Source organism: Allobosea sp. P1_B10 (assembly GCF_056406735.1).
This window is the reverse complement of record NZ_JBFTZP010000024.1, coordinates 1-22,787: the sequence shown is the minus strand read 5'-3', so window position 1 is coordinate 22,787 and position 22,787 is coordinate 1. Positions and strand designations below refer to the sequence as shown.

Annotated in this window: 18 protein-coding genes and 1 pseudogene; 11 read left to right on the top strand and 8 right to left on the bottom strand. The window is 62.9% G+C overall.

The features are described from left to right. Both AC1D2L_RS25100 and fdxA read right to left on the bottom strand, forming a co-directional pair. Positions 1 to 236: pseudogene (locus AC1D2L_RS25100) on the bottom strand (ferredoxin--NADP reductase); the annotation flags it as partial. 41 nt (positions 237 to 277) lie between these two features. Further along, entirely contained in the window at positions 278 to 604 is a 327-nt protein-coding gene (gene fdxA, locus AC1D2L_RS25095) for a ferredoxin FdxA (protein ID WP_476848630.1), read from the bottom strand. Positions 605 to 732: 128 nt separating this feature from the next. Here fdxA and AC1D2L_RS25090 point away from each other — a divergent pair, with 128 nt between their 5' ends. From AC1D2L_RS25090 to AC1D2L_RS25080, 3 genes are all read left to right on the top strand, one after another. After that, positions 733 to 1,932 carry an amidohydrolase family protein gene (locus AC1D2L_RS25090; protein WP_476848629.1) on the top strand — a complete coding sequence of 400 codons (1,200 nt, stop codon included), beginning with the start codon at positions 733 to 735 and terminating at the stop codon, positions 1,930 to 1,932. Positions 1,933 to 2,055: 123 nt separating this feature from the next. After that, positions 2,056 to 2,553 carry a (2Fe-2S)-binding protein gene (locus tag AC1D2L_RS25085; protein ID WP_476848628.1) on the top strand — a complete coding sequence of 166 codons (498 nt, stop codon included), beginning with the start codon at positions 2,056 to 2,058 and terminating at the stop codon, positions 2,551 to 2,553. Then, positions 2,550 to 6,089, top strand: coding sequence for a molybdopterin cofactor-binding domain-containing protein (locus tag AC1D2L_RS25080; protein ID WP_476848627.1), 3,540 nt, complete (start codon positions 2,550 to 2,552; stop codon positions 6,087 to 6,089). Before AC1D2L_RS25085 ends, AC1D2L_RS25080 begins: the two co-directional genes overlap by 4 nt. Before the next feature lie 37 nt (positions 6,090 to 6,126). Here the strand turns inward: AC1D2L_RS25080 and AC1D2L_RS25075 are convergent, their stop codons facing one another. The 3 genes from AC1D2L_RS25075 to AC1D2L_RS25065 are packed head-to-tail and all read right to left on the bottom strand — an operon-like array spanning position 6,127 to position 8,169. Continuing rightward, positions 6,127 to 6,711, bottom strand: coding sequence for an amino acid synthesis family protein (locus tag AC1D2L_RS25075; protein ID WP_476848626.1), 585 nt, complete (start codon positions 6,709 to 6,711; stop codon positions 6,127 to 6,129). After that, entirely contained in the window at positions 6,708 to 7,292 is a 585-nt protein-coding gene (locus tag AC1D2L_RS25070) for an amino acid synthesis family protein (RefSeq protein WP_476848625.1), read from the bottom strand. Before AC1D2L_RS25070 ends, AC1D2L_RS25075 begins: the two co-directional genes overlap by 4 nt. Next, on the bottom strand, positions 7,285 to 8,169 hold the full coding sequence (locus AC1D2L_RS25065) for a UPF0280 family protein (RefSeq protein WP_476848624.1): 885 nt from the start codon (positions 8,167 to 8,169) through the stop codon (positions 7,285 to 7,287). The genes AC1D2L_RS25070 and AC1D2L_RS25065 overlap by 8 nt, the downstream gene beginning before the upstream one ends. Before the next feature lie 503 nt (positions 8,170 to 8,672). On the opposite strand from AC1D2L_RS25065, the gene AC1D2L_RS25060 reads away from it, so the two are divergent. From AC1D2L_RS25060 to AC1D2L_RS25040, 5 genes are all read left to right on the top strand, one after another. After that, positions 8,673 to 9,749 (top strand): ABC transporter ATP-binding protein, encoded by a 1,077-nt coding sequence (locus AC1D2L_RS25060; protein ID WP_476848623.1) that lies wholly within the window; start codon positions 8,673 to 8,675, stop codon positions 9,747 to 9,749. Beyond that, positions 9,742 to 10,647 carry an ABC transporter permease gene (locus AC1D2L_RS25055; RefSeq protein ID WP_476848622.1) on the top strand — a complete coding sequence of 302 codons (906 nt, stop codon included), beginning with the start codon at positions 9,742 to 9,744 and terminating at the stop codon, positions 10,645 to 10,647. The genes AC1D2L_RS25060 and AC1D2L_RS25055 overlap by 8 nt, the downstream gene beginning before the upstream one ends. Continuing rightward, on the top strand, positions 10,644 to 11,441 hold the full coding sequence (locus AC1D2L_RS25050; RefSeq protein WP_476848621.1) for an ABC transporter permease: 798 nt from the start codon (positions 10,644 to 10,646) through the stop codon (positions 11,439 to 11,441). Before AC1D2L_RS25055 ends, AC1D2L_RS25050 begins: the two co-directional genes overlap by 4 nt. A 62-nt stretch (positions 11,442 to 11,503) precedes the next feature. Continuing rightward, positions 11,504 to 12,610 (top strand): ABC transporter substrate-binding protein, encoded by a 1,107-nt coding sequence (locus AC1D2L_RS25045; RefSeq protein ID WP_476848620.1) that lies wholly within the window; start codon positions 11,504 to 11,506, stop codon positions 12,608 to 12,610. A gap of 25 nt (positions 12,611 to 12,635) precedes the next feature. Next, a complete protein-coding gene (locus AC1D2L_RS25040; protein WP_476848619.1) occupies positions 12,636 to 13,607 on the top strand; it encodes a nucleoside hydrolase in 972 nt (323 codons plus the stop codon). A 126-nt stretch (positions 13,608 to 13,733) separates the two neighbouring features. On the opposite strand, the gene AC1D2L_RS25035 is transcribed toward AC1D2L_RS25040, so the two are convergent. The 3 genes from AC1D2L_RS25035 to AC1D2L_RS25025 all read right to left on the bottom strand — a co-directional run bounded on the left by AC1D2L_RS25035 (position 13,734) and on the right by AC1D2L_RS25025 (position 17,058). Further along, positions 13,734 to 14,645 (bottom strand): NAD(P)-dependent oxidoreductase, encoded by a 912-nt coding sequence (locus AC1D2L_RS25035; protein ID WP_476848618.1) that lies wholly within the window; start codon positions 14,643 to 14,645, stop codon positions 13,734 to 13,736. A 271-nt stretch (positions 14,646 to 14,916) separates the two neighbouring features. After that, positions 14,917 to 15,375, bottom strand: coding sequence for a MarR family winged helix-turn-helix transcriptional regulator (locus tag AC1D2L_RS25030; protein ID WP_476848617.1), 459 nt, complete (start codon positions 15,373 to 15,375; stop codon positions 14,917 to 14,919). A 201-nt stretch (positions 15,376 to 15,576) separates the two neighbouring features. After that, the gene (locus AC1D2L_RS25025; protein WP_476848616.1) at positions 15,577 to 17,058 is read right to left on the bottom strand and encodes a 6-hydroxynicotinate reductase; all 1,482 of its coding nucleotides are present in this window, start codon (positions 17,056 to 17,058) and stop codon (positions 15,577 to 15,579) included. 915 nt (positions 17,059 to 17,973) lie between these two features. On the opposite strand from AC1D2L_RS25025, the gene AC1D2L_RS25020 reads away from it, so the two are divergent. From AC1D2L_RS25020 to AC1D2L_RS25010, 3 genes are all read left to right on the top strand, one after another. Continuing rightward, a complete protein-coding gene (locus tag AC1D2L_RS25020) occupies positions 17,974 to 18,750 on the top strand; it encodes a methyltransferase domain-containing protein (RefSeq protein ID WP_476848615.1) in 777 nt (258 codons plus the stop codon). 204 nt (positions 18,751 to 18,954) lie between these two features. After that, on the top strand, positions 18,955 to 22,290 hold the full coding sequence (locus tag AC1D2L_RS25015; RefSeq protein WP_476848614.1) for a glycosyltransferase: 3,336 nt from the start codon (positions 18,955 to 18,957) through the stop codon (positions 22,288 to 22,290). A 313-nt stretch (positions 22,291 to 22,603) separates the two neighbouring features. Further along, the coding region (locus tag AC1D2L_RS25010; RefSeq protein ID WP_476848613.1) for a transposase at positions 22,604 to 22,787 on the top strand (184 nt) is incomplete at its 3' end.

The window sequence follows — 22,787 nt, the reverse complement described above, 5'->3', positions numbered from 1 at the left end:
CGCGAGGTGAGGGGGCCATCGGGAACCTTGATCGAGAAGAACTCGAGCGTCTCGTCGTAGTTGGTGCTGACGACGCTGTAGGCGCGCAGCAACGGCTTCTCGCCGACCTTGAGCCCGATCATCGTGAACTGGCCGTTCTTGAAGCGGAAGGCAGTGTCGCGCGTCGTGGTGAAGCTGAACAGCGTCTCCGTCCAGTGATGGACGCTCAGCACCGTCTCCTCGAAATAGTTGCTCATCAGATCAGTCTCACTAAGGCTTGAGGCGAGTGAAGCAGCGTTCAGGCGGACGCTTCGGGGACGAATTTCAGCTTGTCGGGGACGCCCTTCCAGTCGTCGGCATCGACGGGCGGCTCACGGCGATCGGTGATGTTGGGCCAGATTGCCGCGAGGCGGCCGTTAAGCTCGATCCAGCGCTGCGCGCCATCCGCGGTATCGGGCACGATCGCCTCGGCCGGGCATTCGGGCTCGCAGACGCCGCAATCGATGCATTCGTCCGGGTTGATGACGAGCATCGTCTCGCCTTCGTAGAAGCAATCCACCGGGCAGACCGAGACGCAGTCGGTGTATTTGCAGCGTATGCAGGCGTCGGTTACGGCGAAAGACATGCCCATCCTCCGAGCTTGACAGGCCTGGAAATGCCTGCTCAAAATCGTTCGTACGCAAACGATATGATTGCAAGTTTCGCGCTTGTCAATCATCCGAAAACAAGCGCAGCGCGACGGCGGAGGCTATGATGGCGGAACAGCAGGCAGCGACGATCAAGGCCGACCACAAGCTGGTCATCAGGAATATCGGCCTGCTGTTGAGCGGCGACATCAACAACCCGATCCTCGAGGCGGACACGCTGGTCGCCATTGGCGGCAGGATCGCAGCCTTCGGTCGGTTCAAGGATCTGGATACCGACAGCGCCGACAGCATCATCGATGCGAATGGCTCCGTCCTGCTGCCCGGAATGATCGACAGCCATGTTCATCCGGTCGCCGGCGACTGGACGCCGCGCCAGAACCAGATCGGCTGGATCGACTCGACTATGCATGGCGGCGTCACCACCATGATCTCGGCTGGCGAGGTGCATACGCCGGGCCGTCCCAAGGACATTGTCGGGCTCAAGGCGATGGCGATCTATGCCCAGCGCGCCTTCACCAATTTTCGGCCCGGCGGCGTCAAGATCCATGCCGGCGCGCCGGTGATCGAGCCCGGCATGCTGGAGCAGGATTTCAAGGATCTCGCCGATGCCGGCGTGAAGCTTTTGGGTGAAGTGGGTCTCGGCGGCGTCAAGGACGGCGCGCAGGCCAAGCAGATGGTGGCCTGGGCCCGGAAGTACGGCATCCAGTCGACGATCCACACCGGCGGTCCCTCGATCCCCAGCTCGGGCCTGATCGGCGCCGATGTCGTGCTCGAGGCCGACACCGACATCGTCGGCCACATCAATGGCGGCCACACCGCATTGCCCGACCGCGAGATCCGCTGCATCTGCGAGGGCTGCAAGCGCGGACTCGAACTCGTCCATAACGGCAATGAGCGCGCGGCCCTCTACACCCTGCGCGTCGCCCGCGAGATGGGCGAATTGCAGCGCGTCATTCTCGGCACCGATGGGCCGGCCGGCTCTGGCGTGCAGCCGCTGGGCATCGCCCGCATGGTCTCGATGCTGTCCTCGCTCGGCGATGTCCCCGCCGAGATCGCGTTCTGCTTCGCCACAGGCAATACCGCGCGCATGCGCAATCTCGATTGCGGCCTGATCGAGGTCGGCCGCTCCGCCGATTTCGTCTTCATGGACAAGGCCCAGCATTCCGCGGGCACGAACTTCCTGCACAGCATCCAGCTGGGCGATCTGCCGGGCGTCGGCATGGTGGTGATCGACGGGATCGTCCGCTCCGGCATCAGCCGCAATACGCCGCCGGCCGAGAAGGTCCCGTTCGTCGTCACGCACTAGGCGACGTCTTGAGAGAAAGCGATTGCGGCTCGTCTGGAATCGCTAGTATCTCATTTGCATACGAATGATGGCGAAGCGCTCGGGGGCGGCGAGGGTGGATACTGCACGGATATGCGAGTTCGCATGACGCGGGCCCCGCGACGCTTCGCCCTGCGCGTCAATGGCGCCGAGCACCACGTTGAGGGTGAGCCCGACACGCCGCTGCTCTTTTTCCTGCGCAACGATCTCGCTCTGAACAGCCCGAAATTCGGCTGCGGCCTCGGGGAATGCGGCGCCTGTACGGTGCTGCTCGACGGTGTGGCGGCACGCGCCTGCGTCTATCCGGTCCGGCTCGCCGCCGGACGCGATATCGTCACGCTGGAGGGGCTCGGCACGGTCGAGGCTCCGCATCCGATCCAGCAGGCCTTCATCGACGCGCAGGCGGCCCAATGCGGCTATTGCATCAACGGGATGGTGATGACGGCCAAGGCTTTCCTCGATGTGCGACCCCAACCAAGCGAGAGCGAGGTGAGCGAGGCGCTGCGCTACAATCTCTGTCGCTGCGGCACCCATGTGGAGATCGTGCGGGCGGTGATGCTCGCCGCGCAGCGCGGCTGGCCGTCCGGCGGAGCCGGATTGTGACGCACGGGGTTCCGCCGCTTGCCCGACGTGCCCTGCTCAGCCGCGGCGGGGTCATCGCCATCGTGTCCCCGCGCAAGCATGTTCCCACGGACGCGACGGCGGAGGACGGCCTCGACATCCATCTCTGCCTGACGGCGGAGGGGCGTGTAGCGGCGTTCTGCGGCCATGTCGATCTCGGCACCGGTATCCGCACCGCTCTGGCCCAGATCGTCGCCGAGGAGCTGGATTTCCCGTTCGCTGCGGTCGAGATGGTGCTCGGCGACACCGAGCAGACTCCAGACCAGGGCGCTACCATCGCCAGCGAGACCATTCAGGTCACGGCGATCCCGCTGCGCATCGCGGCCGCGCAGGTCAGGAGCGAATTGATCACGCTCGCCGCTGCGGCGCTGGAGTGCCGAGGCGACGAGATCGACATCGTCGACGGGATCGTCGGGCGGGCCGGCAAGACGGAACCTGCGCTCGGCCTCCAGTCGCTGCTGGGCAATCGACGCCGGCTGCTTCCGCTGGCCGAGACTGCTGATTTCAAGCCGGTCGAGCGCCATGGCATCGTCGGCCGGTCGGTCGAGCGCGTCGATATCCCGGCCAAGGTCACCGGGCAGTTTGTCTATGTGCATGATGTCCGCGTGCCCGGCATGCTGCATGGCCGCGTGGTGCGCCCACCCTATTCCGGGCTCGACAGCGGAGATTTCGTCGGCCGCAGCCTGATCGCGGTCGAGCGCGACTCCATCGCCCATATCCCGGGCATTCGCGCCGTTGTCGTCGAAGGCGACTTCGTGGGCGTGGTCGCCGAGCGGGAGGAGCAGGCCGCGCGCGCGGCAGAAGAACTTGTGACGCGCTGGAGGGAGTTTCCAGCGCCGAGCGATCTGCGGGACGTCGAGAACGCCTTGCGCACGCATCCGGCGACCGCCCGCAGGCTGGTCGACGAAGGCGATGTCGACGCCGCTTTGGCGACGCTCGAGAAGCGGCTCGACCGGACCTATGTCTGGCCCTACCACATGCATGGCTCCATCGGGCCGTCCTGCGCAGTGGCCGATGTCCGCGCCGACGGTATCACGGTCTGGACGGGCAGTCAGAATCCTTACCCGCTGCGCTCGGATCTCGCCCTGCTCATGGGCATTCCCGCGGAGAGGATCGAGGTGATCCGCCACGAGGCGGCCGGCTGCTATGGCCGCAACTGCGCCGACGATGTCGCGGCCGACGCCGCGCTGCTGTCGCGCGCGGTCGGTGCGCCGGTGCGCGTCCAGCTCACTCGCGAGCAGGAGCATCTCTGGGAGCCCAAGGGGGCGGGCCAGCTGATGGACATCGCTGGTGGCCTGGGGCCCGGCGGCTCGCTTGCAGCCTATGATTTCCACACGCGCTACCCCTCCAACGCCGCCCCGACGCTGGCGCTGCTGCTGACCGGGCGAATCCCGAACCAGCCGGCGACGCTGAAGATGGGCGACCGCACGGCCCGGCCGTCCTATGCCTATGAGAACATCCGGGTCACGGCCTATGACATGGCGCCGATCGTGCGGGCCTCCTGGCTGCGCGGCGTCTCGGCCCTGCCCAATGTCTTCGCGCATGAAAGCTATATCGACGAACTCGCCCACGAGGCAGGCGCCGATCCGGTGGCGTTCCGCCTGCGGCACATCACCGACGAACGCGCAGCTGAACTGACGCGAGCGACCGCGGAGCGCGCCGGCTGGGAACCTCATATTGGCCCGCGCATGCGGGCCGAGGGCGACATTCTTCATGGGCGCGGCTTTGCGCAGGCTCGCTATGTCCATGGCAACTGGCCAGGCGTCGGGGCCGCATGGGCTGCCTGGGTCGCCGATGTCGCGGTCAACCGCACGACAGGCGAAGTCACGGTCAGCCGCGTCGTCGTCGGCCAGGATACCGGCATGATGATCAACCCGGCCGGGGTGCAGCACCAGATCCACGGCAATGTCGTGCAATCGACCAGCCGTGTCCTGCGCGAGGAGGTGACGTTCTCCGAAACCACGGCGGTGGCCGCGCGCGAATGGGGCGCCTATCCGGTCCTGACCTTCCCCGAATTGCCGGCCATCGACGTGATGCTGATGGAGCGCCAGAACGAGCCGCCGCTCGGGGCCGGCGAATCCGCTTCCGTTCCCAGCGCGGCGGCCATCGTCAACGCGGTCTTCGACGCCACTGGTGTGCGCTTTCGCGAATTGCCGCTGACGCCGGAGCGGGTGCTGGCCGGGCTGAACGGTCGCCCGGTCCTGCCTGCACCGCCGCAAGCCAGGCGCAAGCGCGGCCTTGGTTTCTGGAGCAAACTCGGTGGGGCGGCCGCGGCAGCCGCCGCCTTTGCGGCGGTGTCGTTGCCGCTGGCGCCGGAGATCGCGCCCATTGCCCGGCCCGAGCCCTCGACATGGTCGGCCGCGACCATCGAGCGGGGGCGCCAGCTTGCAGCGCTCGGTGCCTGCGCAGTCTGCCACGCCGGTAGGGATGGCGACCGCTATGCCGGCGGTCTCGCGCTGGAGACACCTTTCGGCACCGTGATGACCACCAACATCACGCCCGATCCTGAGACCGGCATCGGAAACTGGTCCTATGCCGCCTTCGAGCGGGCGATGCGGGCGGGCATCCATCGCGACGGCAGCCAGCTCTACCCGGCGTTTCCCTATACGAACTTCGCCAAGACGACCGAGGCCGACATGCAGGCGCTCTATGCGTTCCTGATGTCGCAGCCGGCGGTCTCGCGTGCCAATGAGCCAAGCAAGTTGGTGTTTCCGTTCAACCTGCGCCCACCGATGGCGATTTGGAACCTGCTCTACAACCGCGATACGCAGGTGAAGCCGGAGCCGGGGCGCTCGGCGGAATGGAACCGGGGACGCTATCTCGTCGACGGGCTCGGCCATTGCAGCGCCTGCCACTCGCCGCGCAACGCGGTCGGAGCCGTCAAGGCCGGCGCGTCCTATCTCGCAGGCGGGGAGGCCGAGGGCTGGGATGCTCCCGCCCTGACCGCCGCTTCGCCTTCACCGATCCCCTGGAGCGAGACGGACTTTTTCGCCTATCTGCGCACGGGCCACTCCGCCCGGCATGGCACGGCGTCTGGGCCAATGGCTCCGGTTGTCGAGGAACTGAAGGCGCTTCCCGACGCCGATATCCGCGCGATGTCGGTCTATCTCGCCTCGCTGAGCACGCCGATACCTGAAGCCGAGGCCGCCGCACGCAGCGAGGCGATCCTGAAGGCAACGGTGTCTGCTGCCCAACCGGCGGTGTCGCCGGCGGCGCGGCTCTATGAAGGCGCCTGCGCGGCCTGCCACGAGACGGGCCGGATCGCGCCGTTGGCTAACCAGGGCCCGGCGCTCGGCCTCAGCACGAAGCTGCATGCGGCGACGCCGACAAACCTCGTCAACATGCTGATGCAGGGCGGTGGCCATGGCACGGGCCAGATGCCGGCCTTCGGCAATGCGCTCGACGACGGCCAGATCGCGGATCTCGCAGCCTATCTGCGCACGCGTTTCGCGCCGGGGCAGCCAGCGTGGAACGGTATCGCGCAGACCGTCGACAAAGCGCGGGCCGCCCTTCGCTGAAAGGCGGCCCGCTCCGGTCGTCAGCAGGGGCGGGTGCTCAGCGCAGCCCGTCCTCGCCCTTGATCTCGTCGGTCTTCAAGCCTCCGATGCGCGGCAGCGGGCGTCCGGCGCTGGTCAGCACCACCGCCACCAGGATCTCGTCGGCGCGCGGAGCATCGGCTACGCGCACCTCCATGCCGTCGAAATGGCTGCGGACATAGGCCGCCGCCTTGTGGCCGAGCGGCACGTCGAGCACGGCGCCGAGCGTGCCGCGCTTCTTGGCCGAGGGAATCAGGGCCGGAGCCTTGCCGAGCAGCTTGCGCAGCGGCGCGCCGAGTTTCGGATGCAGAATGGCGGCGGCGTGTTCGAGTTCGCCGTTCTCGCCGACGATCGCGGCCTTGCCATAACCCTCGACCTGCTCGCCGGGAATGCCGAGCGCGGTGAGTGCGTGGCGCCCGAGCAGGTCGCCCAGCTCCTCGCCGATCGCGATCAGAGGCTCGAGATCCGCCTCGTAGCGTCCGGCGAACGGGTTGGCGATCACCGCGATGGCGGCCGCGCGGCGCACGGCCGGCTCGACCGCGCGGCCCATCTCGGAGTGGGTCTCGTCGACGATGGTGACGATCTTGCGGATATTGGCGCTCATCGCAGGCCGTCCTCGCCCTTGATCTCGGAGGCCTTCAGACCACCGACGCGGGCATGAATGCGCGAACCCGTCGTCATCACCAGCGCAAACAGCAACTCGTCTGCCTTGGGCGCATCGGTCAGGCCGACCTCGAAGGCGTCGAAATGGCTGCGGACATAGGAGGCGTTGACGTGCGTGACCGGGATATCGAGACGCGTGCCGGGGCCGCCGACCTTCTTGGTCGAGGCCACGATCGCCTTGGCATCGCCGAGGATCTCGCGCATCGCGTAGCCGCCGGGGACATGCCAGAGCGCGCCGTGCTCGAGTTCGCCTGCGGCGCCGACGATGGCGCCCTTGCCATAGCCCTCGATAGCCTTGGGATCACCGCCGAGCGCATCGAGCAGCTGGCGCGCGAGCGACAGGCCCAGCGGCTGCAGATCCTCCATGAAACCGGCGATATCGGCGACGTAGCGGCCGGCAAAGGGGTTGGCGATCACGGCAATCGCTGCCCCGCGCTTGAGCGGCGTTCCCGCGACAGGGCCGCCTTCGTGAAAGATCGTCTCGACGACGACCGAGAGCTTACGGATCGCGACATCAGGCATGGGCAAGTTTCCTCATGGTGTTCTTGGTGAAGGTTTCGCTGGCCAGAGTTTGGCTCCGGCCTTGAAGCTGGATGGCGCAGGCAGAGATCAGCCCGCGCCCGAGCAGCACGGCCGCCTGCGTCAGGCCGGCCTCGATCGCCTGCTCGATCTCGGGCTCGGAGAGGGCGCCGACCTGGCGGGTGACGAGTGCGTCGCCGAGATCGCTGTCGGACTGGAGCGTGTCGGCGGCGACGCGGGTGATCGCAGGGTGGCCGGGCAGGTCCACGGCATTGGCGATCACGGTGGCCGCGGCGTCGGCCATGGATGCGGTCGGTGCGATCACCGTGACCGCCTCGGCGATCCCCAGCGAAAAGCTGCGCCCTAGATAGCCACTGGTCGCGACGCCGCGCGCAGGGTCGGCCGACGCGATCATGGCTGTGCCGAAGAGACTCGGCCGGTCCGGCCGGTCCACGAGGCCGATGCGGAAGCTCTCTCCCCCGGCCAGATGAAGCGCGATGTCGCCGCCATTGTTGACGAAAGCGCGACGCAGGGGCGCTGCGGCGGTCATCGCGCCGAGAATTTCCTCCGCGACGGCGCCAGCCACGGCGGCCATCGGCGTGATGAAGCGCTCTGCCGCGAAGGGCAGGACCGCGGCGTGCATGCGACGGGCGACGATGCCTTCGGGACGCCGCCCTGTTTCCGTCACGGGGGTTCGAAGCAGGGCAAGCTCGTCGCAAAGCCCGGCCAGCAGGCCTTCGAACCGGTGTCCGGCTGCCATGTAGGCGTCACGCACGGCGGCGGGCTCGCCTTCGGCCTGGATGACGAGGTCGATGGGCCCCTGACGCAGGTGCAGTCGCTTGCCGTCCGGCAGAAGACGCATCGAGGGCTGTTCGGGCATGGCTCCAATCCGCAACGTCGCAATTACGGGGATCCGCGAGCATATCGGTCGCCGCACGAGATGCCCGGCGAGTATCATCTTCGTTCGTATACGAATGAGAATGGTCGTACGCTCGATGGCTGTCAAGCGGAACCGTTTTGCTGCCATAAGGTCTCGGCTCGCAGGCCGATAGCGGAGACAGCACGCCGGTCGATCTGGCGCCGGGCCATCGCCAAAGGTGGGGCTCGTTCCCCATATCGGGGTGCCGCCAGAATTGCGTAAGCCTTTAATATCCTTGAAGCTACGCGGAGTTTCTCGGATCGGGCGCCATGGCGCAGTAGGTCTCCATGATCCCTGCCGGGGTCGGCCGAGGCCTGTTCACACCTTCCCCAACTCCCCCTGCCGTCATAGGAGGTGCCGAGATCGCTCGTCATCGGCCTATGATTCTTGTGGGAGGTTTGACACAATATCATTGGTATGCGAACGATTATACAACGATGGCGAAAAGCCCTCAGGGGATGGAAATGGGTCAATTTCTAGCATTACGATCGCTGACCAAGCGCTATGGTGCCACGACCGTCGTCAACGACGTTTCGCTCGGCGTCGAGCGGGGCCGGTTCCTGACCCTTCTCGGCCCATCCGGGTCGGGCAAGACCTCGCTGCTGATGATGATCGCGGGTTTCGTCTCGCCCAGCGCCGGCGAGGTTCTGGTCGGCGGCCGCCCGATCACGCATGAGCCGCCCGAGAAGCGCAATTTCGGGATGGTGTTCCAGGGCTACGCCCTGTTTCCGCACATGACCGTCGCGCAGAATGTCGGGTTCTCGCTCGATGTCCGGGGCCATGGACAGGCTGCGATCCAGGATCGCGTGAAGCGCGTCCTCGACATGGTCCAGCTCAGCGCGCTCGCCGAGCGCATGCCCAAGCAGCTCTCCGGCGGGCAGCAGCAGCGGGTCGCGATCGCCCGGGCGCTGGCCTTCGAGCCCGAACTGCTGTTGCTCGACGAGCCCCTGAGCGCGCTCGACAAGAAGCTTCGGACGGAGGTGCAGGGCGAGCTGCGCGACCTTCACCAGCGGCTGGGCATGACCTTCGTCTGCGTCACCCACGACCAGGAGGAAGCGCTCTCCCTGTCGGACGAGATCGCCATCCTGCGTGAGGGGCGCCTCGAACAGACCGGTAGCCCGACAGCCCTGTATGCCGCCCCCCGGACGCGTTTCGTCGCGGATTTCCTGGGGCGCAGCAATTTCTTCGAGGTGACCATCACCGGGCAGCGGGAGGGCGGTCTCTCCTATCGGCTCGGTGAGCAGGATCTGACCCTGTCCGGGATCGATGCGAAGCCCGGCCAGAGCCTCTTGCTGGCACTGCGCCCCGAGAAGTTGAGCGTTTCCGCCCAGCGGCCATCGCAGGCGGTCAACGCCGTGCCCGGCACCGTGCTGTCCACCACCTATGCCGGTGCGCAACGCCATATCGCCGTCGATGCGGGAAAAGGCCTTAAGATGGACGCGACGGTGTCGGCAGATCAGGATCTGTCGACGCTCTCGCGCGGCGCCCCCGTCTGGCTCAGCTGGGATCCCGCGGCCACGATGAGCGTCAGCCATGACTGACATGGTAGCGAACGGGACGAAGGCCTGGCCTGGAGCGGAGGCTGCCGCCAGGCGCGCCCGATTTGCCGATTTCCGTTTCTCCGCCGCGATGATCGCGCCAGCGGTGATCCTGATGCTGGTTTTCTACCTGTATCCCTTGGTGCAGGTGCTGTTCATCAGCGTCACCGAGCCGACCCCGGGATTCGGCAATTATGCGCAACTGGTCACGAGCGCCTCGCTCCAGCGCGTGCTCTGGACCACGGCGCGCATATGCCTGATGACGACGGCCGTGGCGGTGTTGCTCGGCTATGTCGTGTCCTACGCGATGACGGCGGGCTCAGAGGGCGTGCGGCGCTGGACCCTGATCCTCGTCGTGGTGCCGCTCTGGGTCTCAGCGCTCGTCCGGGCCTTTGCCTGGGTCGTCGTGCTGCGGCGCGAAGGCGTGGTCAACACGGTCCTGCAGGGCATAGGCATCACCGACGCTCCGCTCGCTTTGGTCTGGAACGAGATCGGCGTCGTGATCGGCATGGTCCATTACATGCTGCCCTATGCCATCCTGCCGCTGTTTGCGAATATGCGCGACATCGACCAGCGCGCGGTCATGGCGGCGCGCGGCCTCGGCGCCAATCGCTTTCAGGCCTTCAAGCGCATTTTCCTGCCGCTGAGCGTGCCCGGCATCGTCGCGTCGGCCGCGCTGGTCCTGGTCTACTCGCTCGGCTTCTTCGTCATCCCCGCGATCCTGGGCGGAGGCAAGACGCTGATGATCGCCGAATATGTCCGGCTCCAGATCGTCGAGCTCGTCAATTGGGGCCTGGGCACGATGCTGGCCACCATCCTGGTCGCGGCCGTCGTCGTGCTGCTGGGGCTGGTGACCTGGACCATCGGTGCCCGGCGTCTGTTCGGTGGAGGCCACTCATGAGCGCACGCGATCCGATGATGCCCTCGCGCTGGACGCTCAGTGCGAACTGGCTGGTCCTGGCTCTCCTGATCCTGCCGATGACCGTGGTCCTGCCGGTTTCGCTGACCGACAAGACCTATCTGTCGCTGCCCGAGCACGGGCTATCGCTTCAGCACTATGCCCGGCTGTTCAGCAGCAGCGAATGGCTCGCCAGCTTCGGGCAGAGTGCCGTCATCGGCGTCCTCTCGACCCTCCTGGCGGTGATCGCGGGGGGGCTTGCCACCGTCGGCTGCTGGCAGCTCGGCACCGGGCTTGCGACGCCTGTGCGCGTCCTGCTTCTGCTGCCGCTGATCGTGCCCAGCGTCGTCTACGCGCTTGGCATCTACCGGCTCTTCATCGACCTCGATCTGCTCGACACTTATCTGGGCGTCATCCTTGCCCATGCGGTGACCGGCATCCCCTATGTCGTGATCACGACCTCGGCCTCGCTGACCAGCTTCGATCCCGCCTTGCTGCGCGCCGCGCGTGGGCTGGGCGCGACGCGGCTGCAGGCGCTGCGCAAGATCCTTCTGCCCAACATCGCGCCTGGCATCGCCTCGGGCGCCATCCTTGCCTTCATCCATTCCTGGGACGAGATCGTGGTGGTCCTGTTCGTGGCGAGCCGCAGCATCACGACGGTGCCGCGCCGGATCTGGGACGGGATCAACGATCAGCTCGATCCGATCATCGCCGCGGTCGCCACCGTGATGGTTCTCGTCTCGATGCTGCTGCTCGTGCTTAAGCAGGTCGCATCGCGCAAAGGCGCCCAAACCTGACGTCGCCCCATGAGAGGCGGTCGTTGACGCCCAATCAATAAAATAGTGGAGAGGGACCAATCATGGACACAACAAACAGCAACACCGAAGCGCAAACCGGCCCCGCCGCCCCGAAGCTGGGACAGGCAAGGCCCGACAGGCGCGAGATCATGCTCGGCTTGATGGCGCTGGCCGGCCTGCCCGTGCTCGACGCAACGTCTGCCAGCGCCGCCGCCAACGAGATCGTGGTGGCGAACTGGGGCGGCCCGGCTGCAACCGCGTTGTCCAAGGTGTGGAGCCAGATCGCGCAGGAGAAGCTGGGCGCAAAGCTCATCATCGACGGCAGCGGCCCCACACCGGGCAAGATCCGCGCCATGGCCGACGCCAAGAAGGTCATCTGGGACGTGATCGACGCCAATGTCGGCGGTTCGATCATGCTCGGCAATCTCGGCTTGGTCGAAGAGATCGACTATGCCGTCGTCGGCCACAAGGTGCCGAAAGAGTACGAATACAAATACGCCGTCTGCAACTACATCTTCTCCTATGTCCTGGCCTATAACGGTAAGACACTGGGCAAGACGCCGACGTCCTGGAAGGATTTCTGGAACGTCAAGGATTTCCCGGGCAAGCGCAGCCTGCGCGCCAGCTGCCCCGGGCAGCTCGAATGCGCATTGCTGGCCGACGGCGTGCCTGCCGACAAGATCTACCCGATCGACCTGCCTCGTGCGCTGGCCAAGATCAAGGAGATCAAGGAGCACACGATCTTCTGGAAGTCGGGCTCGCAGAGCGAGGACCTGTTCCGCCAGAACGAGATCGTCATGGGCAATATGTGGCACAACCGCACGAACCTCCTGCGCCAGGAGACGAACGGTGCGATCGACTGGATCTGGGACGGCGCCGTGATCGCGCCTGCCGTCTGGATGGTGCCCAAGGGCAATCCCGCCGGCAAGCAGAAGGCGATGGAGATGATCGCCCAGTTCCTCGACCCGGTCCGTCAGGCGGAGCTGTTCCAGCTCATCGGCATGGGCCCCAGCAATCCCGCCGCCGCGGCGCTCATCCCCGAGGAACTCCGCCGCTACAACCCCAGCGAACCCGCCAACCTCGCCAAGCAGATCCATGTCAGCGAGGAGTGGTACGGCAAGAACCTGGCCACGGCCGAAGCCCAGTATCTCGACGTGATCTCGTCGTAAGGCGCGCAAGGTGAGGGAGCCCAGCATGCGTCGGATCATCATCGATTGTGACCCGGGCCACGACGACGCCGTGGCGTTGCTGCTGGCGCTCGCCTCTCCCGAGGCGCTCGACATCGTCGGGGTCACCACGGTCGCCGGCAACATCGACGTCGTGCAGGGCGAGCGCAATGCGCGCGCGATCTGCGCCGCCGCCGGTCGGGCCGACATCCCGGTGCGGGCGGGCTGCGCGCGCCCGCTCGTCAATCCGTTTCGCGACGCGAGCGATTTCCATGGGAAGACCGGCATGGATGGCTGGCCGCTCGGCCTGCCCACCGGGCCGGCTCATCCCGAGCACGCGGTCGATTTCATCATCTCCGCCTTGCGCGCCGCCGAGGTGCCGCTGACCCTGGTCTGCCTGGCGCCGTTGACCAACATCGCCATCGCTTTGATCAAGGACCCGTCGCTGACGACCAAGATCGACGAGATCATCGTCGCAGGCGGAGCACGGCGCTCGGGCGGCAATGTCACGCCCTGCGCGACCTTCAACCTGGCCTGCGACCCGCACGCGGCCCATGTCGTGTTCGAGAGCGGCTGCCGCGTGACGGCGCTGAGCTTCGACGCCAGCAGCCAGATCATCGTCGGCCCCGCCGAACTGGCGCGGCTGCGCGCGCTGGATGCACCGGCGGCGCACATGACCTCCGACATCGTCTCGTTCTTCAACCGACGGCGCATCGAGGTCTACGGCTACGGCGAGGACCAGACTGCACTGACCGACCCCTGCCTGATCGCCTATCTGCTGGACCCGACGCTGTTTGCCGGCCGCAAGCTCAACATCATGATCGAGCACCGGTCAGATCTCACATCGGGCATGACCGTCGTCGACATGCTCGGCGTCACTGGGCGTCCACGCAACGCCCTCTGGATCGACGAGATCGACAAGGACGGCGTCATCGCTCTCTTCGAGCGTGTGCTCGCTCGCAGTCCCGTCATGGCAAGCGCCGAGCTGGCGAGCCTCTGAACCAGCCGCCTGGAATGAAGTTCGGATGGGATCGCAGGGCGAACCCATCCGCATTTGCCAGGCCTGCCCCGATGCAGCGGGTGCGTGCAGCCGGCCGTTGAACGGCCGGCGCAACCTTCGCGCTGTTCAGTGCTTGCTGTCGAGCGACGTACCGTTCAGTCCGGCAATCCAGTCGGACAGCATCGGCACGTAATCCTCGCCTTTCCCGCTCGCGACGGCGGCGGCGAAGCTGTTCTTCACGGCGTTTCCGATCGGGTTTGCCATGCCAGCGGCATTGGCGACGCTTTCGAGATAGCGGACATCCTTCAGGGCGTTGTTGAGCGTGAACTTGTGCGCGTCGCGGTCGCGCTCCAGCACGTATTTCATGAAGGTCTGGTAGAAGCCGCAATCCATCCGGCTGCCGCCGACGACGCTGTCGAAGGTCTGCGGTGTGATGCCGATCTTCTGGCCGAGCGCGAGAGCCTCCGCGTAGATCGCCGCATATCCCAGCGAGACGAAATTGTTCAACAGCTTCATCTTGTGGCCGTCGCCGACCGCGCCGAGATGCACCACCTTCTGGGCCCAGGCATCGCAGGCGGGCTTGATCCGGGCGAAGACTTCAGGCGATGCGCCAACCATAGCCGAGAGCTGGCCGAGCACGGACTGGGCCGGCGTCCCGCCCAGCGGCGCATCGGCGAGATGCAGGCCCTTGGCTTCCAGCTCTGCAGCAAGCTTGACCGTCACGGTCGGATCGGAGGTCGAGCAATCGACGACCACGGTGCCAGGCTTTGCACCGGCGATGATTCCATCGGGACCATTGACCACGGCCTCGACCTGGGCCGATCCCGTCACGCAAAGGAAGATGATAGTGGCGTTTTGCGCCAGCTCGCGCGGCGTTTTCGCCTCCTTGGCGCCGGCTGCGACAAGCTCCTCGACCGGCTTGCGGTTGCGATGCCCCATCACGGTGAGCGGGAAGCCTTTGGCGAGCAGATTGCTGGCCATGCCCTGCCCCATGAATCCGACTCCGATGAAGCCGACAGATTCCTTGATTGAACTCATCTTCAAACTCTCCCGCGATATGGACGCCGTACGGCTCGACGTCAAAATGTCTGCCAACGCGGCACCAGCTGGCGCGCGTCACCTGAGTCAGATGTCGGGCAAGGCCGCAGTGTCGCCGCTGCCACAACCGACAGCCGCCGTCACTGACGGCAGCTCGACACGCCGACGACAATTCATATGTACGCGAACGACATTGCCCGGCACCTGGCTGGACTGTCAAGCCGCGATGGACGCTAGCGGATCGGCGATCTCGGTGGGGCCGAAGGTGCGCTCAGAGCAGCCGCTTCAGCAGATCCAGCAACGTGGCCCGCTGTCGCACGGTGAGGGGCTGGAGCGTGAGCTTGCTCACCGACAAGGCCTTGGGAAACCGCTCCTGGGTGAGGCTCCGCCCGGCTTCGGTCAAGGCGAGGATGACGCGGCGACCATCGTCCGGGTGAGGGCGCGAGACGATGAGTTCGCGGCTGATCAGCCTGTCGACGACACCCTTGACGGTAGCGACGTCCATGGCCGCCTGGCGGCCGAGTTCGTTCTGCGAACAGGCGCCATCGACGTAGAGCCTGGTCAGAACGGCCCATTGAGTCGGGGTCAGGTCGCTGCCCATGACCTCCGAGAAAATCGCGACGTGGCGCTGGTTCGCCTGACGGAGGATGAAGCCGACCTGCTCGGAGAGATCATAGTCCTGGGGGGCGGCGGGGTCCGGCTCTGCTTGGTCCTTGGCTCGTTGCACCACCTGGAAAGACCTTTCACAGCCGCGGATCGAAACACCAGCCTTGCCGAACGCGGCGCCCTCGTCGAGCCCACGCTGACTGGAGCAGCGAGCCGTTATAGTGCGACCCCGCCGGTCGTGCCAGCATCGAGACCTGGACGCGCGACCTAGGCAGCCGCGTCACAACGGCCCTGGATGGCAGTATGAAAAAGGCCCGGCCGGCGTCTAGCCCAGCAGCCGTACCGCGCCGGGGGCAAGGGGCCAGGGGTTGTCCGCGCGCTGCGGCACGCGCTTCTGGCCTCCGGGCTTGAGGCTCTCGAGACGCACGACATGATCCATATGGCCGCCGAGCCGCTCGTAATCCGCCAGGGTGAGGGTGAATTCGAGCGGCGCGACCAAGGCGGGCGTCGGGACATAGCCGAAGGCATTCTCCGGCAGCCGCGTGACGTCGACCATGAAGGTTATTCCGCCGCCCGGCCAGATGTAGACCGGCGCGCCGCCACAGGTGACATGGGTCAGCGCATCCTTGACCGATTGGGTCAGCCGCACCGGATTTTCCGTGACGCCGGCGCGAAGCGAGCCGCCGGCACCTCCGATAAAGAGCACGGTCGACAGCGCCGGCTCGCAGTTTTCGGCGATACGCTCGACCGGCTCGACCAGTGCAGCGGGCATCTCCATCGCGACCGGGCGCAGATCCTCGTCGAGCTCGAAATAGGCGGAATGCTCGCCCGTGGTCGAGACCATCAGCAGGCGAAGACCCGGCCGTGCGACCTTCGGATCGAAGGGGCCGAGGATCTCCAGGGGATCGCTGATATTGGTGCCACCCCAGCCGGTGCCGGGCTGCGCGACCTGGAAATAACGGCCCGGCGTGGAGCGCCTGCCCTTGAGCTTGATGCCGGTCGGGGGAATGTCGAGAAGCTTGCCGGCCTGGTGCTCCGAGAGCACGCCGGTGATGTGATCGTCGACCACGACAACCTCGTCGACCTTGCCCTGCCATTGCTTGGCGAAGATGCCGATGGTCGCCGAACCGCAGCCGACGCGCATGCGCGTTTCCGTGACACCGTTGACGATCGGCGGCTTGCCGGCCTGCACGATCACGGTCTCGCCGCCATCGATGGCGAGTTCGATCGCCTTGCCGTTGCTGAGCGAGAGAAGGGCGTCACAGGTGACGCGACCCTCCTTCTTCGAGCCGCCGGTGAGATGGTGCACGCCGCCCAGCGACAGCATCTGCGAGCCGTATTCGCCGGTGGTGACGTGGCCGATGGCTTCGCCGTCGACCCGGACTGTCGCCGTCTCCGGTCCAAGGAACCGGTCAGTGTCGATCTTCACCTTGACGCCGCAATAGCTGAAGATGCCTTCGGTCACGACCGTGACCATATCGACACCATCCACTTCCGACGCGACGATGAAGGGCGCCGGCTTGTAGTCCGGATAGGTCGTGCCTGCGCCGATTGCCGTGACGAAGGCCTCGCCCGGCCGGACGATCTCACCGTTCCAGGCTCCGGACGCGCCGAAGGGGACGAGTTCGCCCCCCTGCTCCAGCGTCCGCTCGAGCAGGACATGCGGTTCCATTCGGACCAGGTCGCCGGCGACATTGCCATAGCGGTCGCAAGCGCCCACCGCCCCCGGCTTGATGATGCACATCACCGGACACGCATCGCACCGGATCTTGTCATCCTGAACAACTGCGCTCGTCGCGGTGGACATGGACAACTCGCCTGCATGAAAATAATTCGTTCGTATACAAACGATAATGACGTCGAGGTAGATTTCTGTCAAGGCGCATTCTCGGACGCGCTCAGCGGCGACGGCGGGCACAGATGTGTGATCGTGTCTGCGTTAGGCAGCAGCTGGCGGCGACGCTGCGCTCGAAATGGATGTCGATGCGGCGGATATCGGCTGGCGTCGCGCCGCGGACGCTGCGCAGGCTGTAAGCGATATCACCCCACATGGTCTATTGACCGGGGCCGTCTGGCACGCAGACGCCGCGAGCGCGATTCCACACGCCACGCAATCCTCGACACGCTGCGATGCCGCATCGGCCTTCTCCTTCGCCCACTCATTCGATTTGATGACGGTGGAGACCGCGGCGTCATGACGCGATCGTATTCGTGGCAGCCATGGCGGCCGCAGGCGAGCAGGAGCCCGAGAACGGCCCAGACTTGCCAAGGCCAATTTCGCGCAGCGGCGGCGAGGGCGACAAGGACCGTCATGTGGCAACGCCCGCCGGCAGATCGAGCGCATCAACCGGGCCCGTCGCCTTCCGCTCGCGAAAGAACTGGCGCAAAGTTCTGCGCAGTCATGGATATCTCCGGACATGAAAAAGCCCGGCCTGCGCCGTTCGCGCTAGGGTCGAAAATTCAACTGGGCGGGGTAAGAATGGGCGTTGACGAGCAGTGGAACCCTTCGCCAAAGGATTCTAGATTTGCCACTCTCTGTTCGAGAAGCACGCGAACATAGACCAGTCATGGACCATTGCCGAATTCGGCGTCGGTGTTTGGGGCTTTGCCCGCTTGTATCTTTCTCTCGCTCAAGAGGGATCGATTGTGAGCACAGCGGTCCGCGTCGCACTGCTGCCAATCAGATTGCATCAAGCGCTCTCCTCCGCTATCGAGCTTTTTTATGACAACGGATCGAAAAAGCGTCATCGCTCGTGGTGTGGCCCTCCCAAGCTCGAAGGGCATCGAAATTGGTCCGCTAGATAAGCCACTAATCTCACGCTCAGAATCATCCATATTTTATGCAGATCACGCCACGGCCGAACAGCTGCGGGCGAAATATGCTAATGATCCTCACGTAAATCTAAGTTCAATTCCTGACATCGACATCTTGCTAGGCGAAAATACGCTTCCCGACTTGGTCGGAGATTCGACCATGGATTACATTATCGCATCTCATGTCATAGAACATGTACCGGATTTGGTTCGGTTTCTAAGTGACACAAGTCAAGTGCTTCGCGCCGGCGGCGTTCTATGTCTAGCGATACCAGACAAACGATATACATTCGATGCGCTTCGAAGAGAAACGTTTATCGAAGATATAAGACATGCTTATTTCCAGAAAGCTAAGAGGCCGTCGCTTGATCAGGTTATCGATCATATAAAAAATGTTGTTATATTAGATCGAGAATTTGCGTGGAAAGATTATCCGGCGGCAGTTTCAAGTTCTCGATTGAAGCATAATCGCGACAGTATTATTCGACAAACGGAAGAGCACAAAAGCGGCAAATATGTTGATTGCCATTGCTGGGTGTTCACCCCAGCGGGCTTTATTGAATTGATTCAATCAACTTGCTTTGAATTTAATATACCTTATAAGATAAAAATATTTGTGGACACCCCTAGGCCACTCCTCGAATTTTATGTCCAACTCGAGAAAGTCGAGAATTCCGCGACGTAAACCTCGTCTCTTCACTCTAGCGCTGACCGTTCTTAGTTCGCTCCGCATTATAGCGGGCTCGAATAAGGCCCATCCAAAACGGTTCTCTAGGCGCGCAAAATTGGCTCGCTTCGTGCGCCGCTCGTTCAGCTTCTTGGAAGCGCTCGTTAGCTATGGTAAGGCGCTCGACCTCAACATGAACACCAAGGTATTTGGAGACGGGCTTTGCAGAGCGATAAGAAATTAATTGAGCTTATCCAGTCTTCCGATCTCTTCGACGCGGGGTGGTATTCTAGGACCTATCCCGATGTCAGTTTGACAAATTTATCGCCGCTCGATCATTTTTCGATGATCGGACTTCTCCTAAATCGCGATCCTGGCCCGAAGTTCAACGCGAAAGCATACTTTGCTCATTATAGCGATGTGAAAGACGCGGGCATCGAAGCGTTTCGACACTATCTGATCTCTGGTAGAGCCGAAGGCAGGAATGCGTTCCCTGTCCAGCGGGCGGCGTTGCGCGAGGGGGTGAGCAATCTCCCGCTCACGCTTCCGCCGGCGGCCGTTGATATTATCGTTCCAGTTTTCAACGCCTTGAGTGACGTGAAGAAATGTCTCAGGTCGATCGAGTCTAATAATGACGGAAATGCCAATTGCATTGTTGTAAATGACGGATCAAATCAAGAAACGGCCGCATGGCTCACAGATTTCTGCCAAAACAAAACTAATTTTAGTTTGATCAATAACTTGAATAACCTCGGCTACACGAAATCTGTCAACGTTGGTCTTAAAGCATCCAAAGCAGATTTCGTCATCCTGCTGAACAGCGACACGATCGTGAGCCGCAGTTGGATCGATGGCCTTCTGCGGTGCGCAAAATCCGACCCTCGAATTGGAATCGTAGGCCCTCTTTCCAATGCAGCCAGCTGGCAGAATGTCCCCGCGCTATTCGCGGACGATAAGACGTTCGCCATTAACCCTCTACCCCAAGGGGTATCCGTGAATGACATGGCGGATATTGTCGAAAGCACTTCTTTAAAACGTTATCCTTCGGTAGGTTTCGTGAATGGATTCTGCTTCTTGATCAAGCGCTCCGTAATCGACGCCGTGGGTTTTATGGATGAACTCAATTTTCCGAAGGGATACGGGGAAGAAAATGACTATTGTGTTCGAGTTAGAGATGCTGGCTTCACACTAAATATTTCCGACGATACATATGTTTACCATGCTAAATCTAGGAGCTTTGGCCACGATTCTAGGAAGGAACTATCGACGAACGCATCTAGGGTGTTAGACAAACTCCACACAAAAGCCAAGATGGACAGCCTTCTGACTTTTACAAGGAAGTCGCTAGATCTCGAACAGCACCGGTCTGCAATTTGCACCGGGCTCGCGCAATTCAAGGATGCGACTGATTTCGATATTTACCGACAAAAGATCGTGTTCCTTTTACCTGCGGGGCCCGGCGGCGGCGGTTCGCATTCCGTTGTCCAAGAGGCGTCGGACATGCTGCGCCGCGGCATAAACGTCAAGGTCGCGGTGCGATCGGTCGAGCACCATTCTTACCTCTCTACGTATACAGATATTCAGAATATTGCAGAAGTTCTTGAAGCCACAGATTTCAGCGATACCACTAGAATTTCTCCGGACGCCGATGTCGTTATAGCTACGATTTATTCGTCTGCGAAATACCTCGCTGCGATTTGCTCTGCTCGGAAGTACGTTCTCCCGGCTTACTACATCCAAGATTACGAACCGATGTTCTACGATCGAGACGACCCGAGGTATGCTGAAGCGTTCGCTTCATATACGGCTGTGCCCGGGTCTCTCCTTTTTGCTAAGACGGATTGGATACGCGAGACCGTTGCTGCGGAGCACGGTGTAACCGTTCATAAGGTGCAGCCGAGCATCGACCGTTCTGTTTACCGACCAAAGAAAAAGCGGCCGGATATCGTCACTCTGGCCGCCATGATTCGGCCGCAGACGCCGCGACGGGGCGCAGCGAGAACCATGAAGGCACTAAAGCGCTTGGCCGGTGAGTTCGCGGGTCGAATCAAGATTGAGACGTTCGGCTGTAACCCTGGCGACAAAGCGCTTACTGGAATTGAGTCAGATTTTTCGCATACCAATAATGGAGTGCTTAACCGCCCCCAGGTAGCCGAGGTCCTGCAGCGAGCCGACATTTTCCTTGACCTGTCCGATTATCAGGCGTTTGGGCGAACGGCTCTCGAGGCGATGGCTTGCGGGGCGACCTCGATCATCACTAAGCATGGTGGGGTGACGGAATTCGCCAGGGACGGGGCCAACGCCATCCTTGTTGACCCAGATGATGCTGATTCCATCCATCAAGCCGCGTCATCCTTAATCACCAACATCGGCCGTCTACGTGCGTTCCAGATTGCGGCCTTGGCCAAAGCATCTCGCTACTCTGTGTCTGGTGCAGCCCTCAGCGAGTTAGCGATTTTCGCCACAGCCCTTATTAAGCACCGCCAGGCGAACCCAAAGGCCCAACTCAAAACGCTTGCGGTCGTGCCCGATACAAGGGGGGACAAAAAGCCAACGGGATCAGCGTTCGTTCGGGCATTGATACCCTACCAACAGTCGGGCCTTTTGAACGATTACAGGCCGGTTATCTGCCCTGCGCGCGAACTGCCGCAGCTTTCCTCATTGCCGGGGGTCGCTCTCTTGCAGCGTCGGCTTCCCGGAATTTCGCTTTCCGATCTGGACCAATGGGCTTTGGATTGGCGCGCCGGCGGAGGGCGTATCGTCTTCGATATTGACGACGACTTGTTAGATGAAGCGGGGCTGACCGCCCGGCACTTCAACGGTGATTTTGAAGAGATGAAGGCCAAGATCATATGGGCGGCTCGCACCGCTGACACCGTTGTTGTTTCAACGCCGCGACTCGCGACGCGCATGCGAGCGTACAATGCGAATGTCTTGACTATTCCAAACTATCTCGATGCGAAGACCTGGCATCTGGCCAAAGAGCGCCCTGAGCCGGAAGCTGCTTTCCGGCGATCCGCGCAGCTAATCCGGATTGGATACGTTGGCACGCCAACACATGACGCTGATTTGGCGATCGTTGAATCTACGATGCACAAAATCGCCGCGGAGTTTGCAGGGCGCGTCAAAGTCGAGGTCGTCGGCGCGTTCGAAAACAAGCCCATCAAATTTGGCGAGAAGATTGGATTGCCGAGGCGAACGGAGTACCCGAATTTCGTCGAATGGCTGTTCAAGCGAACTCATTGGGATATCGGCATTGTTCCGTTAGCCGAAGACGCCTTCAACCTCAGCAAGAGCAATCTCAAATTTCTTGAATGCAGCGCGCTTGGCATGGGACTCGTTGTTTCGGACGTTCCTGCGTACAAAAGCGTTGCGAAGCATGGAAAGAACTGTCTTGTGGCCAAAAACACCGATGACGCATGGTATACGGCGATAAAGAAGTTAATTCTCGAACAAGATCTTCGGAGGGAACTAGAGATGAACGCTCGCCGTTACGTTGCGGAATACCACACTACACAGCGCCACTTGGCGACTTATCAGAATGCGCTCGCCGGGTAACGGGAGCCAAGATGGAAAATAGCGCTGGAATGTCCAGCGGACTCATTCGGCGCGTCAGCTTTTATTGCCTGGAGTAGCACTCTTGGATCCTTCAAGAATGACGGGACGAGGCCTACGCACGCGCCTATGCTGAGCGGCGGCGCGGAAATGCAGCCCCGCACGAGATCAAGCAATACACGCGTGCACAGATCGAGGCCATTGAGGCATTTTATCTGGAGACGGGCAAAATGCAGAAGCCTGGAACCCCTCTGACGTTGCCCTTGGGTTCTAATCCGGTTTGAAGTTCGTTCTGGCCCCTTGAGAGGACCAGGACATGAAGCGCAGCCGCTTCTCGGAAGAGCAGATCATCGCGATCCTGAAGGAACAGGAGACCGGGGTCTCGGTCGCTGATCTGTGCCGCGAGCACGGTGTTAGCGACGCCAGCATCTACAAGTGGAAGGCGAAGTTCGGCGGGATGGACGTGTCCGAGGCCAGGCGCCGCCGGACACTCGAAGACC

What these genes read in the sequence shown, in the direction of transcription:
- fdxA (WP_476848630.1), bottom strand. Translation starts at nt 604, where the DNA reads ATGTCTTTCGCCGTAACCGACGCCTGCATACGCTGCAAATACACCGAC.
- AC1D2L_RS25090 (WP_476848629.1), top strand. Translation starts at nt 733, where the DNA reads ATGGCGGAACAGCAGGCAGCGACGATCAAGGCCGACCACAAGCTGGTC.
- AC1D2L_RS25085 (WP_476848628.1), top strand. Translation starts at nt 2,056, where the DNA reads ATGACGCGGGCCCCGCGACGCTTCGCCCTGCGCGTCAATGGCGCCGAG.
- AC1D2L_RS25075 (WP_476848626.1), bottom strand. Translation starts at nt 6,711, where the DNA reads ATGAGCGCCAATATCCGCAAGATCGTCACCATCGTCGACGAGACCCAC.
- AC1D2L_RS25070 (WP_476848625.1), bottom strand. Translation starts at nt 7,292, where the DNA reads ATGCCTGATGTCGCGATCCGTAAGCTCTCGGTCGTCGTCGAGACGATC.
- AC1D2L_RS25065 (WP_476848624.1), bottom strand. Translation starts at nt 8,169, where the DNA reads ATGCCCGAACAGCCCTCGATGCGTCTTCTGCCGGACGGCAAGCGACTG.
- AC1D2L_RS25060 (WP_476848623.1), top strand. Translation starts at nt 8,673, where the DNA reads ATGGGTCAATTTCTAGCATTACGATCGCTGACCAAGCGCTATGGTGCC.
- AC1D2L_RS25055 (WP_476848622.1), top strand. Translation starts at nt 9,742, where the DNA reads ATGACTGACATGGTAGCGAACGGGACGAAGGCCTGGCCTGGAGCGGAG.
- AC1D2L_RS25050 (WP_476848621.1), top strand. Translation starts at nt 10,644, where the DNA reads ATGAGCGCACGCGATCCGATGATGCCCTCGCGCTGGACGCTCAGTGCG.
- AC1D2L_RS25045 (WP_476848620.1), top strand. Translation starts at nt 11,504, where the DNA reads ATGGACACAACAAACAGCAACACCGAAGCGCAAACCGGCCCCGCCGCC.
- AC1D2L_RS25040 (WP_476848619.1), top strand. Translation starts at nt 12,636, where the DNA reads ATGCGTCGGATCATCATCGATTGTGACCCGGGCCACGACGACGCCGTG.
- AC1D2L_RS25035 (WP_476848618.1), bottom strand. Translation starts at nt 14,645, where the DNA reads ATGAGTTCAATCAAGGAATCTGTCGGCTTCATCGGAGTCGGATTCATG.
- AC1D2L_RS25025 (WP_476848616.1), bottom strand. Translation starts at nt 17,058, where the DNA reads ATGTCCACCGCGACGAGCGCAGTTGTTCAGGATGACAAGATCCGGTGC.
- AC1D2L_RS25020 (WP_476848615.1), top strand. Translation starts at nt 17,974, where the DNA reads ATGACAACGGATCGAAAAAGCGTCATCGCTCGTGGTGTGGCCCTCCCA.